General features: G+C 36.2%; 16 protein-coding genes and 1 pseudogene. 10 read left to right on the top strand and 7 right to left on the bottom strand.

What is annotated here, in order from left to right; all coding sequences use genetic code 11:
- Positions 1 to 57 precede the first annotated feature (57 nt).
- Positions 58 to 1,497 (top strand): Na+/H+ antiporter NhaC, encoded by a 1,440-nt coding sequence (gene nhaC, locus KGI01_RS05245; RefSeq protein WP_141273815.1) that lies wholly within the window; start codon positions 58 to 60, stop codon positions 1,495 to 1,497.
- A gap of 48 nt (positions 1,498 to 1,545) precedes the next feature.
- Here the strand turns inward: nhaC and KGI01_RS05240 are convergent, their stop codons facing one another.
- A complete protein-coding gene (locus KGI01_RS05240; RefSeq protein ID WP_170214736.1) occupies positions 1,546 to 2,763 on the bottom strand; it encodes an HTH domain-containing protein in 1,218 nt (405 codons plus the stop codon).
- A gap of 78 nt (positions 2,764 to 2,841) precedes the next feature.
- Between KGI01_RS05240 and KGI01_RS05235 the strand changes: the two genes are divergently transcribed.
- From KGI01_RS05235 to KGI01_RS05225, 3 genes are read left to right on the top strand one after another with little or no spacing between them, the layout of a single operon-like run.
- A complete protein-coding gene (locus tag KGI01_RS05235; RefSeq protein WP_141273813.1) occupies positions 2,842 to 3,954 on the top strand; it encodes a mandelate racemase/muconate lactonizing enzyme family protein in 1,113 nt (370 codons plus the stop codon).
- A gap of 12 nt (positions 3,955 to 3,966) precedes the next feature.
- Complete coding sequence (locus KGI01_RS05230; protein ID WP_141273812.1) at positions 3,967 to 4,647, top strand: GNAT family N-acetyltransferase; 681 nt, start codon at positions 3,967 to 3,969, stop codon at positions 4,645 to 4,647.
- Positions 4,648 to 4,693: 46 nt separating this feature from the next.
- Positions 4,694 to 5,650 (top strand): nucleoside hydrolase, encoded by a 957-nt coding sequence (locus tag KGI01_RS05225; protein WP_141273811.1) that lies wholly within the window; start codon positions 4,694 to 4,696, stop codon positions 5,648 to 5,650.
- Positions 5,651 to 5,769: 119 nt separating this feature from the next.
- Here the strand turns inward: KGI01_RS05225 and KGI01_RS05220 are convergent, their stop codons facing one another.
- The 6 genes and pseudogenes from KGI01_RS05220 to KGI01_RS05195 form a co-directional block, all read right to left on the bottom strand.
- Positions 5,770 to 5,964, bottom strand: coding sequence for a hypothetical protein (locus KGI01_RS05220; RefSeq protein ID WP_141273810.1), 195 nt, complete (start codon positions 5,962 to 5,964; stop codon positions 5,770 to 5,772).
- Between the two features lie 210 nt (positions 5,965 to 6,174).
- Complete coding sequence (locus tag KGI01_RS05215; protein ID WP_141273809.1) at positions 6,175 to 7,449, bottom strand: Nramp family divalent metal transporter; 1,275 nt, start codon at positions 7,447 to 7,449, stop codon at positions 6,175 to 6,177.
- A gap of 174 nt (positions 7,450 to 7,623) precedes the next feature.
- Entirely contained in the window at positions 7,624 to 8,331 is a 708-nt protein-coding gene (locus KGI01_RS05210; protein ID WP_141273808.1) for a siderophore-iron reductase FhuF, read from the bottom strand.
- A gap of 306 nt (positions 8,332 to 8,637) precedes the next feature.
- Positions 8,638 to 9,578 (bottom strand): annotated as a pseudogene (locus KGI01_RS05205) (DMT family transporter).
- Positions 9,579 to 9,601: 23 nt separating this feature from the next.
- A complete protein-coding gene (gene pepT, locus KGI01_RS05200; protein ID WP_141273807.1) occupies positions 9,602 to 10,828 on the bottom strand; it encodes a peptidase T in 1,227 nt (408 codons plus the stop codon).
- Between the two features lie 35 nt (positions 10,829 to 10,863).
- Entirely contained in the window at positions 10,864 to 11,517 is a 654-nt protein-coding gene (locus KGI01_RS05195; protein ID WP_141273806.1) for a lysoplasmalogenase family protein, read from the bottom strand.
- Positions 11,518 to 11,641: 124 nt separating this feature from the next.
- Here KGI01_RS05195 and KGI01_RS05190 point away from each other — a divergent pair, with 124 nt between their 5' ends.
- The 6 genes from KGI01_RS05190 (at position 11,642) to KGI01_RS05170 (ending at position 15,766) form a co-directional block, all read left to right on the top strand.
- Positions 11,642 to 13,348, top strand: a complete 1,707-nt coding sequence (locus tag KGI01_RS05190) for a hypothetical protein (RefSeq protein ID WP_141273805.1) — start codon at positions 11,642 to 11,644, stop codon at positions 13,346 to 13,348.
- A gap of 104 nt (positions 13,349 to 13,452) precedes the next feature.
- Complete coding sequence (locus tag KGI01_RS05185; RefSeq protein ID WP_141273804.1) at positions 13,453 to 14,214, top strand: IclR family transcriptional regulator; 762 nt, start codon at positions 13,453 to 13,455, stop codon at positions 14,212 to 14,214.
- Positions 14,215 to 14,243: 29 nt separating this feature from the next.
- Entirely contained in the window at positions 14,244 to 14,399 is a 156-nt protein-coding gene (locus tag KGI01_RS13815; protein ID WP_170214735.1) for a hypothetical protein, read from the top strand.
- A 128-nt stretch (positions 14,400 to 14,527) separates the two neighbouring features.
- Entirely contained in the window at positions 14,528 to 14,767 is a 240-nt protein-coding gene (locus tag KGI01_RS05180; protein WP_255314738.1) for a hypothetical protein, read from the top strand.
- Positions 14,768 to 14,965: 198 nt separating this feature from the next.
- Positions 14,966 to 15,193, top strand: a complete 228-nt coding sequence (locus KGI01_RS05175; RefSeq protein ID WP_141273803.1) for a hypothetical protein — start codon at positions 14,966 to 14,968, stop codon at positions 15,191 to 15,193.
- A 207-nt stretch (positions 15,194 to 15,400) separates the two neighbouring features.
- Positions 15,401 to 15,766, top strand: a complete 366-nt coding sequence (locus KGI01_RS05170) for a DUF1304 domain-containing protein (protein WP_141273802.1) — start codon at positions 15,401 to 15,403, stop codon at positions 15,764 to 15,766.
- Positions 15,767 to 15,808: the final 42 nt, after the last annotated feature.

The following is a 15,808-nucleotide window of genomic DNA, read 5'->3' as shown; positions in this document are numbered from 1 at the left end:
TATTCTTAATTCTAGTGAATGTTTTCATTTTTCAGACAGATAAAGGGGATGAGATGGATGAAAAGAGAAATTAAAGCAAGATGGACGATTTTAACGTTCTTTGTCATGATTACATCGATGGCTGTAGCGGTTGCTGTTTTGGGGACAAGCCCGCACGTACCACTTGTTATTGGTACAGTAACAGCAGCGATTGTGGCGATTGCTCATGGTTTTAAATGGTTAGAAGTAGAAGAGATGATGTATAAGGGGATTAAATTAGCACTCCCAGCGGTTGTCATCATCATGCTTGTTGGTTTTACAATTGGCGCATGGGTTGGTGGCGGTGTCGTTGCGACGATGATTTTTTATGGTTTGAAATTAATCTCACCTGCATGGTTCTTAGTAACAATTCTATTATTATGTGCGATTGTAGCACTAGCAATCGGTAGTTCATGGTCTACAATGGCAACTGTGGGGGTTGCTGGTATGGGGATTGGACTAAGTATGGGGATTCCTGCACCAATGATTGCTGGAGCAGTTATTTCAGGCGCTTATTTCGGTGATAAGATGTCACCATTATCAGATACAACAAATTTAGCTTCTGGTTTAACAGGTACACAATTATTCGATCATATTCGTCACATGCTCTATACGACGATTCCAGGATTAATTATTTCATTAATTATTTTCGGTATTTTAGGTCGTAAATTTGCAGATGTGAATATGAACTCTGAAAGTATTTTAACGACATTACGTGTCTTACAAGAGACGTTTTATATCTCACCGTGGTTATTAATTGTGCCTGTAGCAGTTATTTTCATGGTAGCCAAGAAAATTCCAGCTATTCCGGCATTACTTGCAGGGATTGTAATGGGTTTCTTATTACAGATTACGGTTCAAGGCGGTTCAACAAAATTTGCACTTGAAACATTACAAAGTGGTTTTGTTTTAGAATCAGGTAATGAATTAGTTGATAAACTATTCAATCAAGGCGGATTAGATGGCATGATGGGTACAGTATCAATGACGATTATCGCGATGACATTTGGTGGTATTTTAGAGTACTCAGGTATGTTGAAATCATTAATTCAAGTCATTATGAAATGGGCAAAATCAACAGGTAGTCTAGTAGCATCTACGATTACAGCCTGTATTTTTACAAATGCGACTTGTTCTGAACAATATATCTCAATTGTCGTACCATCGCGTATGTTTGTAAAAGCTTACCGAGATCGAGGGTTACATTCTAAAAACTTATCACGCGCGTTAGAAGATGGTGGTACTTTAACATCTGTATTCTTCCCGTGGAATACATGTGGTGTATTCATTTTTGCAACGTTAGGTGTAAGTGCATTTGAGTATGCGCCATATGCTATTTTAAATTTTGTTGTACCAATTATTTCGATTATTTATGCTTATGTAGGTTTTGCGATTGTTAAATTAACACCTGAAGAATTAGAAGAAGCAAAACAAAAAGAAATTGAAGAAGAAAAAGCATTAGAACCAAGTGCATTATAAATGTAAAAAAAGCAAATCGTCACTTATTGGCGATTTGCTTTTCCAGTATTAAGAGTCAATCCAAGTGTAGACTGCACGTGGTCTACCTTTTTTGTATGTCATTTCAGAAGAAATAATTGCTAAATAACCATGTTCTAATAGTTTTTTAATCATGCGTTCAGCAGTTCGTCTTGTTACGTGTAGATGATCTGCAACATCTTGAGCAGTAAAGTGTTTTGTATGGCGTTCCTCAATGAATGAACTCATTTTTGAAAGACTGAGTACACTTAATTTTGTACGTTCAGCCATTTCTTTTTGCTTCTCACTATCAAATTTGAGTGGCAAAATCGTTTGATGAGTTGGATAAGGGCCTAATAAACGACTATATTCATCAAGAATGTAGATTTCGTCGGTTTTTGTAAATTGAAGAGCATCCTCTGCATGCTGAAGTGCTTCTGAAATCGACTCACCATAGCCGAAACCCATTTGATACGGTTTTTTAAAATAGGCGAGACAGGCTTTTAACTGTTTTTCATTGTGTAGAAGTTGTTCTAAGTGACCAATTGTTGTATATAATTCTAGGCGATGTGTATTGTGCCTTGTATAATTTGCATGTATGGCTTGCATAAAATGAATGAAAGCAGCCTCATCTTCTGGATGAATTTTTAAGACACCTGCTGTCATACGGTTGGCATTTGATTTTTGCAAAAGAACAGAATCACGCATTTTTTCTAACTTTTGAATGGTTGCAGAAGTCGATTCTTGCATACGCATAACAGGATAACCATCTGCTTTTAACTTTTCATATAATTGGTGGACGCTAGTAATAATCAGTTGGACATGCCCTTCATCGTATAATGTTCGATGACGTTGTTCCACGTCTACTTGTGTGGCATCATGAATATATGGAGGAGTATCAAGCTGATGAATATCTTGTAAAATAGACGTAACGAATGTTGGTTCAATCACATCAATGGAGATTTGATTGAGCGGAATATGGTATTTGGTTATAGCAGCTAATAATGTAGTAGAGATGGTAGCCTCATCTTGTATAAAATGCGTATAAGGAATACGAAGTGAAGGCAACAAAGGTTTCACTTCTAAATACGGTAAAAAGCCACCAATAATAAGGGCATCACATGGTTGTAATTCATGTAGTAATTGTGTTGCTTGTTCCGGTTCTTCATACACATAAAAATCTAGTTGGATATCCGCTATTTTTTGTGCGATACTAGAAATGTATTTTTGATAAGCTTGTGAGCTGATTAATGCCATTCGAATGTGCATGGTCATCTTCCTTTGCTTTTTATTTTCGTTATTTAACGACAACTAAACGACATTTATTATAAAGGAGTTTTTTTATCTATGAAAATTAAAGAAATTGAGCTATTTGCTATTAACTTACCATTAATCGATCCATTTATCATTAGCTATGCGACATATGATTCAATCCAATCGATTATCGTGAAAATGACGACAGATGATGGGGTTGTCGGATATGGTGAAGCAGTTCCAGATGAACATATTACAGGGGAAACGTGGGAAAGTACATTCCAAGTTTTAAAAAATCATTTAGCACCAGCCGTAATCGGTTTAGATCCACGTCAATTTGAGAAGTTACATGATGTGATGAATCATGTTGTAAAACCAGCACCAGCAGCCAAAGCAGCAATTGATATTGCTTGTTTTGATATTGCAGGGAAGTCGATGAATGTACCTGTGTATCAATTATTAGGTGGCCGTTATCACGAGAAATTCCCAATTACACATGTATTATCAATCGGCGAACCCGAAAAAATGGCTGAGGAAGCAGCACAGAAGATGGAACTTGGCTATACATCGTTTAAAATGAAGGTCGGAACAGAAGTAGCAAAAGATGTGGCACGTATCAAGGCAGTACGTGAACGCGTAGGACAAGATATCGCCATTCGTGTTGACGTTAACCAAGGGTGGGGTAATGCAGCAACGACATTAAAAGCACTTCGTGGTATGAAAGATTTAAATATCGATTGGTTAGAACAACCTGTAGAAGATAATGATATTGACGGTTTAGTTGAGATTAAGGCGAAATCCGATATTACATTGATGATTGATGAAGGTTTACGTAGCGAGCGTGATATGCGTGAAGTCATCGCAAAACGTGCAGCAGATAAAGCAAATATCAAACTGATGAAATGTGGTGGAATTTATCCAGCGATGAAATTAGCTGTAATGGCTGAAATGGCTGGAATCGAATGTCAAATTGGTTCAATGGTTGAATCATCTGTTGGTTCAGCTGCTGGATTCCACGTAGCATTCTCGAAAAAAATTATGGGTAGTGTTGAATTAACAGGACCAATTAAATTTTCAAAGGATATCGGAAACTTGAAGTATGATATTCCATTCATTCAATTGAATGAAAAACCTGGACTTGGTGTAGATGTTGACGAAGCAGTTCTTCACGAATTAACAGCATTTTCAGAGAAGATTACAGGGTAAGGGGTAACAGATATGACATATTTTTTAACAGGTCACTTAGGAGAAACACCTTTTGCTGTTCGTTATTTAACAATGGATGACCTACAGGCAATCGAAGCACTTCAGCAACGTGTATATGAAGCATTGCCTGTTCGAAGTGTCCTTCAACCATTAATGACAGAAGAATTTGAAGCGATTTTACAAGATGAAAAGATGATGATTGGTGTTTTCGTAGAGGAGGAAATGATTGGCTTCCGCGCACTATTAAATCCACCAATAGAAGAAGAACATCTAGGATATGATTGTGGTGTTCCAGAAGATCAATTCCATCGCGTACTTTATCAAGAGATTTCAAATGTAGCACCAGAATATAGAGGATATGGTCTACAAAAGAAAATGGCGCAATGGTCGATGGAACGAATCGATCAAACACGTTATGACTATGTATGTTCAACAGTTCAACCATACAATATTCCAAGTTTAAAAGATAAATTTTCTCAAGGTCTAGTTGTAAAAGCCTTGAAAATTAAATATGTAGATAAATTACGCTATGTATTTTTCAAAGATTTACGCACTCCAAATCCAACATATGTAAAAAAAGAGACGATTGTCATGCGTGATACAGAAGGTCAACAAAAATTATTGAAAAATGGATTTGTAGGGACAAAAATGTACGAAGAAAATGATGAATGGTATGTAGTGTATGAGAAATAAAAAGTATATAATAAGATAACTATTATATAAGGAGTATTATCTACACATGAATAAAATCCCTGTAATCATTGACTGTGACCCAGGTATCGACGACACAATGATGCTGACATTAGCATATGCACGTCCAGAACTAGATATTCAATTAATAACAGTTGAGGCTGGTAACTTAACAATTGATAAAACAACTTATAACACATTAAGTTTCCTAACATACATTCAAAAAGAAGTAGAAGTTGCAAAAGGAATCGAGCAACCCATGTTCCGTAAACAAGAGGTAGCAGAAGATATCCATGGTGAAGGTGGACTTGGTAATGTAAAATGGGCAGACCCTGTTTTACAAGCAAGTGACCGTACAGCGATTCAAGCGATGTACGATATTTTAATGAACGCTGAAGAGCCAATTACGATTGTTGCAACAGGTCCATTAACGAATGTGGCTGCTTTATTATTTGCACATCCAGAAGTGAAACCATTCATTAAACAGATTTCTTGGATGGGCGGAGCAGCAGTTGGAGGTAATATGTCAACAGTAGCTGAATTCAATGCATATGTTGACCCGCATGCAGTGGAATTAGTATTCCGTTCAGGTGTTCCAATTATTATGAGCGGTTTAGATGTAACACATAAAGCATACATTACACGCGATGAAATGACACGTTTACGCAATCTAGGTACACCATTCGCTGAAAAAGTAGCAGATATGATGAACTTCTATACATTTACACAATCTCAAACACCGTTTAACCCACCAGGATTTGAAGAACAAATTCGTGTGCATGATGTGTGCGCAGTTGCGTGTCTAGTTGAACCGGAGTTATTTAAAGGTGATGATTACTTTGTCGAAGTGGAGTTGAATGGCTCACTAACACAAGGAGCAACCTTGGTTGATTTCGCAAAGAAGACAGGGAAAGAACCCAATGTTCATGTATTACACACAGTAAATCGTGACGACTTTATCGATTTATTCTTTAACGCAGTCACAACAGTAGGTAAAACACTTTAACAAATTGTTCCATGTGAAACAATTTAAAAAATAAAAAATGAGGACAGGTTATGTAATTCATATACCTTGTCCTCATTCTATTTTGTGTGCTTTTCTTTTCATTTGAAATGCCACCTATTTTAATTTAATATTCTCAGCAATTGAATTAATGTAATAACTAAAGCAATCGTCACAACAATACCAAGTATGAATAATATGACTAAACGACGTGGTGTTTTTTCCATACGACGACGACCATAAAGCACTAGCTCTCTCCAAGCGAACCCCCATACAATTAAATCGATGACTGCTAAAATAAGAATCCATATAACCATCTCATCACCTCTTACTATTAATTGTAACATAAAGTAAAAAAAATGAAGCATAAATTTTTAGATTTCTTCTTATTTATACCCATATTAATTCCATAAAGTGATGAAGAATAATCAAATCATCTGTTTTAGGTATATAATGATAGAATAATCTAGAATTTTGAAATGAAAAAGATCTTTCACTCTATTAGAGAAAAAGATCTTTTTTACGTATTAAGATTGAATCAATTCAACAATCGAACTGTAAATTAAGAATAGATTGAGAGCAACCGTAATAGCCGCAATTACCCAACTTGTATAGGTCACCCATTTTCGATTCACTAAACCACCCATGATTTTAGGGTTACTTGTGAAAATAATGAGTGGAATTAAAGCGAATGCGATACCAAATGATAGGATTACCTGACTCCATACTAAAGCAACAGTGGCATTTAAACCGAGTGCGATAATGAGAATAGGTGGAGCCATCGTAATCGCACGACGTAAGTAGAGTGGAATTCGTCGATTAATAAATCCTTGCATAACGACATCACCAGACATCGTACCAACAGCTGAACTTGCTAAACCAGCAATTAATAATCCTAGACCGAATGAAACTGCAGCTGTAGGACCGATTAATGAGCCGAGTTCATGGTAAGCAACATCTAAATCGCTGACATCCATTCCACGCTTATGGAATAGAGCAGCCGCAATGACTAACATCGATATATTAATTGCACCAGCGATGACCATTGCAATGATAATATCGAAAAATTCAAATTTGAAAATCTTTTTCTTTTCTGCTTCAGAACGCCCGATTACACGACTTTGTGTTAGAGAAGAATGGAGGTAGATGGCATGTGGCATAACCGTCGCTCCTAAAATCCCTGTAGCAAGTAAGATGGAACCAACGCCATCAAAAGAGGGGAATATGCCTGATAATACTTCCGTTGGTTTCGGATTAGCTAAAAATGTTTGGAAGGCAAAAGCCATCACAACCATCATAACCATACCGGAGACAATGGCTTCAAACGTACGAACACCCCGTCTTTGAAGCTCTAAAATACCAAAAGCAGCCACCGCAGTTATAAGCGCAGCTGGTAGCATAGGAATTTTAAATACTAGGTAAAGTCCAAGAGCTGCACCGATAAATTCGGCTAAATCAGTTGCGATGATAACAATTTCTGCTTGAATCCAGAGCATAATTGATGTTTTTTTCGAAAAATTATCACGTGCGACTTCAGGAAGGTTACGCCCTGTCGCAATGCCCAGTTTAGCTGATAAAGATTGAATCAATACCGCCATTAAATTGGAAACGACAATGACCCATAAGAGTAGATAGCCATATTCAGAACCTGCTGTAATATTCGTCGCAAAGTTACCTGGATCAATATAGGCAACTGCCGCAATGAATGCAGGACCTAAAAAGGGGAGAATCTGTCTAAAACCTTTAATCTCACCGCGTAAGACAGCATTTGCGGATAAAAGTGTTTTTTGTTTATTTTTCATAGTCTGCGCTCCTTAATATGTGTGAACGACAAAAAGTTGTTTTAGGGAAACTTTATATTGCAAGTGTATAATAGAATCTCATAATTTGTAAAGTATGAATTCACTTTAGTATTCCCGTTTTAAACTAAAATAAAAAAAGAAATCAATGGAATAAATGATTTCTTCTTTCATCTATTATTTTAATGGACAAAAACCACAGGCAAGTAATCCTGGAACGTCTTTTGAGAAGCAGCAACTCTTTCGAACGGGTAAGTGAATGAGTGTAGAAGGGTGTTGTCCGCCTGTATAAGTGTGAAAACGTGAATGTTCACTAATTCCTTCCCATACAACATCACTTTCAAGAAAGTCTAAATATGTTCTGGCTTCTTCTGTAGTATGGTTTGAAAGAAGCGTATGATAGTGCCATAAAAGATAGCCAAATACATTCTCCCAGTGCGTTAAGACGGATACGCCGCCTAGCTTTTTCAGTTGTGAGAAAATCTGATGACATTGCTCAAGTAGAATGGTATGTACAGCTTGTTCGCGTTCATCCTCATCAATCATGTCCCAATCTTCGCTACGTGTGAACATGCAAATAGAAGGGCGACCAAATTCTTCTCTCACACCAAATTTTAAGTTTTCGAACTTCCCCACCCACATTTCGTCATAGACGGTGAGCATATAAAACTGCATAGCGATAAACATACCGTAGCGTCTTGTGAAGTACGAAATCGCAACTGCGTCTTGGTCACTTTGACTAATTGCTCTCCATATATTTTTAGCATCTTCTAAAAAATCATCCTCTAATAATTGTTGTAAATTAAATAAAAAAGGTTGTTCTTCATCGATATAATTGCTATAAGCGTGTAGTTGTTGTAATTGATCTTGTGATAAACGTGTCATATTTCTCCCCCTTATAATAACTATACACGAAAAAAGTTTAATAAATCTATTGACTATTTAATTGATAACGATTATCATTATCATATAAACAAATTACTTCTCCTCGAAAACAGAAATACAGAGGACATTAGCCACTTTTCTCCAAAAAAGAGCTGATGAAGAATAACAGAGTATTCATAACCCCCCTCAAAACGTTATGGAATAGCTCGGTATAGCATAGAACCAACAGAGATTCGCCACTCTGTTGGTTTTTTTATGGTTCTCATAAAAAAGAGGTCGCTAGGAAAAGCAAACCTCTTGTCATTCTTAAATAGCATTTTTGTTCATAAGCATCGTGTGATAACTGTGTAGTAACATACCGAAAATAATAACGAGTAAGCCAATAAGTGCAAGTGGGGCAGGAAGTGGAATACCGAGTAGAATCATTTCACCGATAATAACGAAAATAATTTCAGCAGATTGAGTTGCTTCTACAGCCGCTAGTTTTCCTTGATTATCTCGTACGCGATCTGTTGCAATAAAGAATAGAATGGTCGCAATAATACCAGAACTAATCCCCACGATGAATGATTGGAATACTTGTGAACTACTTGGTGCACCTACAGTGAAGCTGGCATAGATAGCGAGTATAATCCATGCAGGCATCGACATAATCGTCATACCGAGTACACGTTGGAATGTATCGAGTCGACCATCACAGACTTCCATCATTTTACGATTACCAAGTGGATAGGCAAAGGCAGCGATGATGACAGGTAACGTACTAAGTAAGAGTGCCTTTTTTGAAACAGTTGCGGCACTTGGAATTTGAATTAAGATGATCCCAACTAATATAATGCATGAAATAAGGAGTGATTTAAACGGAATTTTCTGACGAATTTTTTCTGTTCAATATGTATAAAAAACAGCGGAGCGAGTAATACGCCCGCAATAATAGTGAATTGCCATGTCCCTGATACAAGCCAACCTGGTCCATATGAAGCAGCATAGGTCAGTGGTGCATAAAATAGTACGAAACCTACAAAACTCCAAAGTAGCCAAGCACCTATATTTTGTTTAATTTCTTTTGTCATCTTAGGCAGCCCACGACGAGCTGCCACGATGATCAAAAGAAAAGGTAGCATGAAGAAATAACGCAGAGACGAACTCCATAACCAACTACCACCTTCTAATTCCATCGCACGATTCAAAATGAATGTGACGGCGAAGAAGAGGGCAGCAAAGATACCGATTACAATTTCTTTCATACCCAAACCCCTTTCAAACGCAATTAAGCGCGTTGTTCGTATAACTTCACAATTTCGAGAATAACTTCTGTTGCTTTTTCCATTGTTTCAGCCGATACATATTCATATTTACCGTGCATATTTTCGCCACCAGCAAAAATATTTGGTGTTGGTAAGCCCATGAATGATAGTTGAGAACCATCTGTACCGCCGCGAATCGCTTTTTTAATCGGTGTAATACCTAAATTTAACATTGCTTCTTCCGCAAGGTCAACGATGAATTTTACAGGCTCAATTTTTTCAGCCATATTGTAATATTGGTCATTCATCTCTAGTTGAACTGCATCTTCACCATATTCTTTTTGAAGTGCTTCAAAAGCTTGTTGTACAAGTGCTTTTTTTGCTTCAAATTTTGCACGATCATGGTCACGAACGATGTAGTGTAATGTTGTTTTTTCAATTGAACCGTTAAATTCCATTAAATGAATGAAGCCTTCACGACCTTCTGTTAATTCAGGTACTTCGTCTTTTGGCATCATCTCTTGGAATTTAATTGCGGCTGTTATTGAGTTGACCATTTTATTTTTGGCGCTACCTGGGTGTACGTTTGTACCGAAAGTTGTTAATTTGACACCAGCTGCATTAAAGCTTTCGTATTCTAATTCACCTAGTGGACCACCATCCATTGTATAAGCATAGTCTGCATTGAAGCGCTCAACGTCAAATGCGTGTGGACCGCGACCGATTTCTTCGTCTGGTGTGAATGCAACACGTAATTCACCATGTTTAATCTCTGGATGCTTGATTAAGTATTCCATTGCAGTCATAATTTCTGCAATCCCTGCTTTATCATCTGCACCTAGAAGTGTTGTACCATCTGTAGTAATTAATGTTTGACCTACATAATTCGCCAGTTCAGGTGAATTTTCTGGTGATAGAACGACTTCTTCATTTAATTGAATCGCTTTTCCATCATAATTGTCATGACGAATCGGATTCACATTTGTACCTGTGTAATCAGTTGTTGTATCGACATGTGCTAAAAAGCCGATTGTTGGAATTTTTTTATCTGTGTTAGCAGGTAGCGAAGCAAATAGGTAACCATGCTCATCCACCATTACATCTGACATACCGATTGCCTTTAATTCTTCTTCTAATACATGAAGTAAATCCCATTGTTTAGCTGTTGAAGGTGTTGTCTCACTTGTTTCACAAGATTGTGTATCAATTTTCGCATAGCGAATTAAACGTTCGATTAATTTTTCTTTCATTTGTAGCATCCTCCTTAATTGTTGAAGCATTGCTACTATTCTAACACTTTCTTACGGATTTCGAAATGTTCAGGAAAATGAAAAATAAATAAAAATTGTGCAAATAAATAAGTCCCCAATATCCACTGTGTTGCACCGTCAATGGTTGTCACAAACATATTAATCATAAAAATAGAATCTGACATGATGAGTAGTATTGCGCTGAATAATAAAATCCATTTGCGCGTTTGAATAGTCGCCCAGCCAATTGTGAGCATGACTGCGATATAGAAAAGTACGACAAGACCTAAAAGAACAGCACCACTTTTAAAAATATTCCCACCCACCCATGCAGCAAGAACAATTCCATAAAATAATAAGCAGAGTGTCGCAATTTTAGAAGGGGATGTTTGTCGAATTGTTAAGCAAGCATGAATATAAAAAAGATGACCAATTAAAAAGAAGAATAAACCGATGATAAACCAATGGTGTGTGAGTTGTCCCACAATAAAAAAGAGAAGACCAAAAATGATAAAACAATCATAATGAGCTGTTTCAATAGATTTTGAAGTGAAGAAAATGAGTAAGAGACAAATTGTGGGAATTGTTGGTATGAGGATATCGTAGAAGTATGAAACTTCCTTTGGTAAGAAGAATAAATAAAGAATACTAAATATGAATGCAGTAATCCAAAGTGTACGTTCTTTCATAAATCAACCTCCTCGTATGAAGTCATATTTGAATATACCCCGAATTTGTGAATTCAAGAGGTTTTGAAACTTTTTCCTTCGCTTCACGTAAATAATGTAAGAGGAAAGGGAGGTTTTTTGCAAAATGACGATGACTTTTATCATTGCAGTCGCATTAGCCGCTGTAATAGGTGTATTAATTGTTCCGATTTCTAGTCGAATGAAGGACGGTAGTTTCAATTTTAAATTTAAAGCATTATTTTTCATTGGTATTTTACTCGTTGCATCCATTGTGACCATGATTACGCTATACATAACGATGATGGATTTAAACTGGACAGCAGTATGGCCAGTTATAGCAATTGTCGCATTTGCGGGTGCTTACCTATCAACAGGATTTGAGCGAAAAATTAAAGGATTAATTGGTTTAGCTGGTATTGGTGTCGCAGTTTATATGCTCTCTGCACCGATGATGAATGCAGATGAAAAATATGAATCAGCTAAGATGAAAACAGAAGTCGAGTTAAAAGCATTCGACGAAACAAAAACACCAGCGAGCGTACCGCCAAAATATGCACGCAACAAGATGAAAAAAGCATTTGGTCAAGTGCCGAACACAAGTTACTATGAGCTTGGAAATTTACAAATTCAAAAAATTAATGACGAGTACGTTTATGTTGCACCTGTTGAATTCTCAGATGCTTTCAAATGGTTCAAAGGGAAAACAACACCGGGTTACTTCGTATTAAGCGCGACGGATTCATCAGCGAATCCAAAATTTGTTGAAAAAGAGATGAAATATGTTCCGTCTGCTTACTTAAACAATCATGTTGCGCGTTATATGCGCTTACACAACCCGTTAACTATTTTCAACGGAGATGTTCAACTTGAAATCGACAATGATGGTACACCGTATTATATTCGTACGTATGGTGACTTCATTTCGGCACGTAACGGTTTTAAACCACAAGGGATTGTCATGGTGAATGCACAAAATGGTGACATCAAAAAATATAAATTAAAAGACGTTCCGAGCTTTGTAGATGGAGCAGTTTCACCAGAGGCTGTGAGCTTACAAAATAGTTATTTCGGTAATTATGTGCATGGTTATTGGAATACAATTTTTGGTAAAAAAGATATCAAAATTCCTTCAGATGAAGGTGTAGAAGCAAATGTTAGCCCTGTATTTGATGAGAATGGCGAGATGTATTACTTCACTGACTTTACAAGTCCAAAAGAAGGCGTGGACTCCATGCTTGGTTATTCATTAACGAATGCACGTACAGGTCAAGGAACATATTATACAGGTAATAGTGATGAATCATATATGGATTCAGAAGGTGCACTGCAAGTAGTGGAAAAGAAATTCGTTGAGAAAAAATGGTCAGGTTCTATGCCATTACTTTATAACTTCTATGGTGAAACAAGTTGGTTAGTACCTGTATTAGATTCAAATGGTTTCTTACAAAATTACTACATCGTTTCAGCAGCGAACCCTGAAATTGCTGTGACAGCGACGACACCAAATGAAGCACTTCGCCAATATAAAAATGTTCTAAGTCGAACAGGTACGAGTACAGTAAACGGTAACTCGACGAAAGAGGAAAAACAGGGTGAAGGAACAGTACTACGCGTATATAAAGAAACAGCAGGAGACTTCACGAATGTTACATTCCTTTTAGATGATGAGACGAACTATACAGTGAGTTCGGAAGTAGCTCCACTTGCAGTCTATTTACAAGAAGGCGATAAAGTGAAATTCACGTACTTGGCGACATCGGAAGTATTCCAACAAGTAAAAGAATTAACAATCACGACATTAAAGCCAAAAGAAAAGAAGACGAAAGAGTAACGTAAAGTACTGAATGAACAGAGGAATCGCATACGATGTGGTTCCTCTTTTTTTAACTGAATGATGCTATACTAAAGTTATAGGTTAAAAAAGGAGTATTTAGTATGCAAAGTAAAAATAAAACAGTTGTACGCTCAATGGAAATACTTAATTTATTTATAAATCATGCGAAATTAACATTTAATGAAATTATTGAATTATCAGGAATACCGAAAACATCCGTCTATCGTATGCTCCAATCATTAGAAGAAATGGGCTTATTAGATAAAGATGAGAACGGGAAATATAGTTTAGGCATTCTTTTTTTACGCTTCGGACATCTTGTTTCTGAACGAATTGATTTACGCCAAGTGGCATTACCAGCGATGGAGAAGTTACATCAGGAGTTAGGTGAGGCCATCAATCTTATTATTCGTGACGGTGATGAAGCAGTTTATATTGAAAAGTTACAGTCGATTCAACCGGTTCGTCTTTATACAACGATTGGACGTCGTACACCTCTTTATGCAGGTGCTTGTGCGAGAGCCATTCTATCGTTTTTACCCCCAACGGAACGAGAAGACTATTTGAAGCGAGTAGAATTAACAGCTTATGCAAAGGGAACCATCACGTCAGAAGAAGCACTACGTCATTCGATTTCTGAAACGAGAAATAAAGGATATACGGTGAGTTTTTCAGAGCTAGAAGATTTTACTGCAGCAGTTGGCGTTCCAATTTTTAATCATTTAGGTGAGGTTGTTGCAGCGATTAGTATTGCAGGAATTGAAACGAATTACGCAGAAGAACATCTTGCTGTATTTATTCCAAAAGCAAAAGAAGCAGCACTCGATATCTCTTTAAAGTTAGGTTATCGCCCAGAAGTGTAACGAATTAAAAAAGTAGGTGACGAATGAAGATGAAAAAGATCATATTGGGCACACTGGGTTCTATACTACTGATTATAGGAATTATATTAAATCGCATCCATTCTATTGATTCGGGAATAGCGATGATTATCGGAATTTTTGCAGGACTTTTAATTGGTGCGATGTTCGGAGTAAAAGAAAAGTAGATAATGTTCATAAAAATCATGAATCTATGTAACACTATTCATTTTAATCGTGCTGATTGGTTGGATAATTTATGATACGATGAAAATCCCTACGTAGGGAAAAATCTAGATAATTTAGGAGATATAAGATGATGGATCAACAAGGACAAGAAAAGTTTTTACAGTTCATTTTAGAACGAGTGCAAGAAGGAAAAGAAGAGGAAGCGCGCGCAATACTTCTAGAAAACTTTAAAAAGCAAGATGAAGGTACATTCTCACAACAAGACATTCAAGAATTCGTTCCTAAAATGCTCCTTTTATTAAAACCAGAAAAATTACAAGAAGTTCAACTAATTGCACAACAATTTGCTAGTAAGTTTGGCTACTAATAACATACGAGTTTGAAATAGAAGATGAGATATCAGTGTAGAAACACCATCTCATATGAGCATAAGAAAAATCGGAATCGCGCCACAATGCGGTTCCGATTTTTTGTTTAGAACCCTAAAGAAGGAAGGTGAGTGTTATGTCTCATTCTGAACTTTTTATATGTATCAAGTATAATAAATAGGAAAGGAGTGGAAATGGTGGATTTTAGAGAAAAGTTAGCAAAATATCTGACAATTTTTGCACAAGTGGGTTTCCTATTAGCATTTGCTTGTAACGTATTCATTGGCGTACAAGGAATACCATCGACAATTGTGACAAGTGAACTGACATCAATCGCATGCTTTTTATTTATTTTCTTGTACGTTATAACAAAATTCATCATTAAACCAAAAACTAAAAATGATGTATTTGATTCAATACATTAAACATATATTTTTATCAATTAGTAAAGGGTGATTAAGTGTTCCATTATATTTTGAGGTAGAATAATTTTTTTAAAAGTTTAGTTTCTAGTGGAACAAAAAATAATATGATAGGGAATGGATAGGAAGAATAATTCACTTATAGCTATGTTATCTATTTACTATATAGATGATAAAGTCATAAAAATATATGGAAAGGACGGTGTGCTAATGGATATTGTGATTAAAGTGTTGAGTACATTAGTAGCTATTGAGTTTTTATTTATTATGTACCTAGAAACATTAGCAACTAGTTCAGATCGAACATCTAAAACATTTAATTTTACTAAGAAAGAATTAAGCAGCGATAAAATTAAGCTACTTATGAAAAATCAAGGTATTTATAACGGTCTTATTGGTTTAGTTATTTTATATGCAGCTTTTATCTCAAATAATGGACAGGAATTACTTATAATTAATATGATTTACATTGTTTTAGTGGCGTTATATGGTGCATATTCTAGTTCTAATATAAGCATATTTTTTAAACAAGGAACCTTAGCGTTGATTACGTTACTGATTTTAGTTTTCTCTTAAAGTTTTTGATTGAATTTCATTTTAAAAAAGGGAGATTGGGAC

Origin of the sequence: Kurthia gibsonii (assembly GCF_006539985.1) — a bacterium.
GTDB classification, from domain to species: Bacteria; Bacillota; Bacilli; order Bacillales_A; family Planococcaceae; genus Kurthia; species Kurthia gibsonii.
This window is presented reverse-complemented; position numbering and strand designations above follow the sequence as displayed.

Bases quoted from the DNA above. Each gene is read 5' to 3' on its own strand.
- KGI01_RS05225 (WP_141273811.1), top strand. From the start codon at position 4,694: ATGAATAAAATCCCTGTAATCATTGACTGTGACCCAGGTATCGACGAC.
- KGI01_RS05190 (WP_141273805.1), top strand. From the start codon at position 11,642: ATGACGATGACTTTTATCATTGCAGTCGCATTAGCCGCTGTAATAGGT.
- KGI01_RS05170 (WP_141273802.1), top strand. From the start codon at position 15,401: ATGGATATTGTGATTAAAGTGTTGAGTACATTAGTAGCTATTGAGTTT.
- KGI01_RS05220 (WP_141273810.1), bottom strand. From the start codon at position 5,964: ATGGTTATATGGATTCTTATTTTAGCAGTCATCGATTTAATTGTATGG.
- nhaC (WP_141273815.1), top strand. From the start codon at position 58: ATGAAAAGAGAAATTAAAGCAAGATGGACGATTTTAACGTTCTTTGTC.
- KGI01_RS05185 (WP_141273804.1), top strand. From the start codon at position 13,453: ATGCAAAGTAAAAATAAAACAGTTGTACGCTCAATGGAAATACTTAAT.
- pepT (WP_141273807.1), bottom strand. From the start codon at position 10,828: ATGAAAGAAAAATTAATCGAACGTTTAATTCGCTATGCGAAAATTGAT.
- KGI01_RS05235 (WP_141273813.1), top strand. From the start codon at position 2,842: ATGAAAATTAAAGAAATTGAGCTATTTGCTATTAACTTACCATTAATC.
- KGI01_RS05210 (WP_141273808.1), bottom strand. From the start codon at position 8,331: ATGACACGTTTATCACAAGATCAATTACAACAACTACACGCTTATAGC.
- KGI01_RS05240 (WP_170214736.1), bottom strand. From the start codon at position 2,763: ATGCACATTCGAATGGCATTAATCAGCTCACAAGCTTATCAAAAATAC.
- KGI01_RS13815 (WP_170214735.1), top strand. From the start codon at position 14,244: ATGAAAAAGATCATATTGGGCACACTGGGTTCTATACTACTGATTATA.
- KGI01_RS05180 (WP_255314738.1), top strand. From the start codon at position 14,528: ATGATGGATCAACAAGGACAAGAAAAGTTTTTACAGTTCATTTTAGAA.
- KGI01_RS05195 (WP_141273806.1), bottom strand. From the start codon at position 11,517: ATGAAAGAACGTACACTTTGGATTACTGCATTCATATTTAGTATTCTT.
- KGI01_RS05215 (WP_141273809.1), bottom strand. From the start codon at position 7,449: ATGAAAAATAAACAAAAAACACTTTTATCCGCAAATGCTGTCTTACGC.
- KGI01_RS05230 (WP_141273812.1), top strand. From the start codon at position 3,967: ATGACATATTTTTTAACAGGTCACTTAGGAGAAACACCTTTTGCTGTT.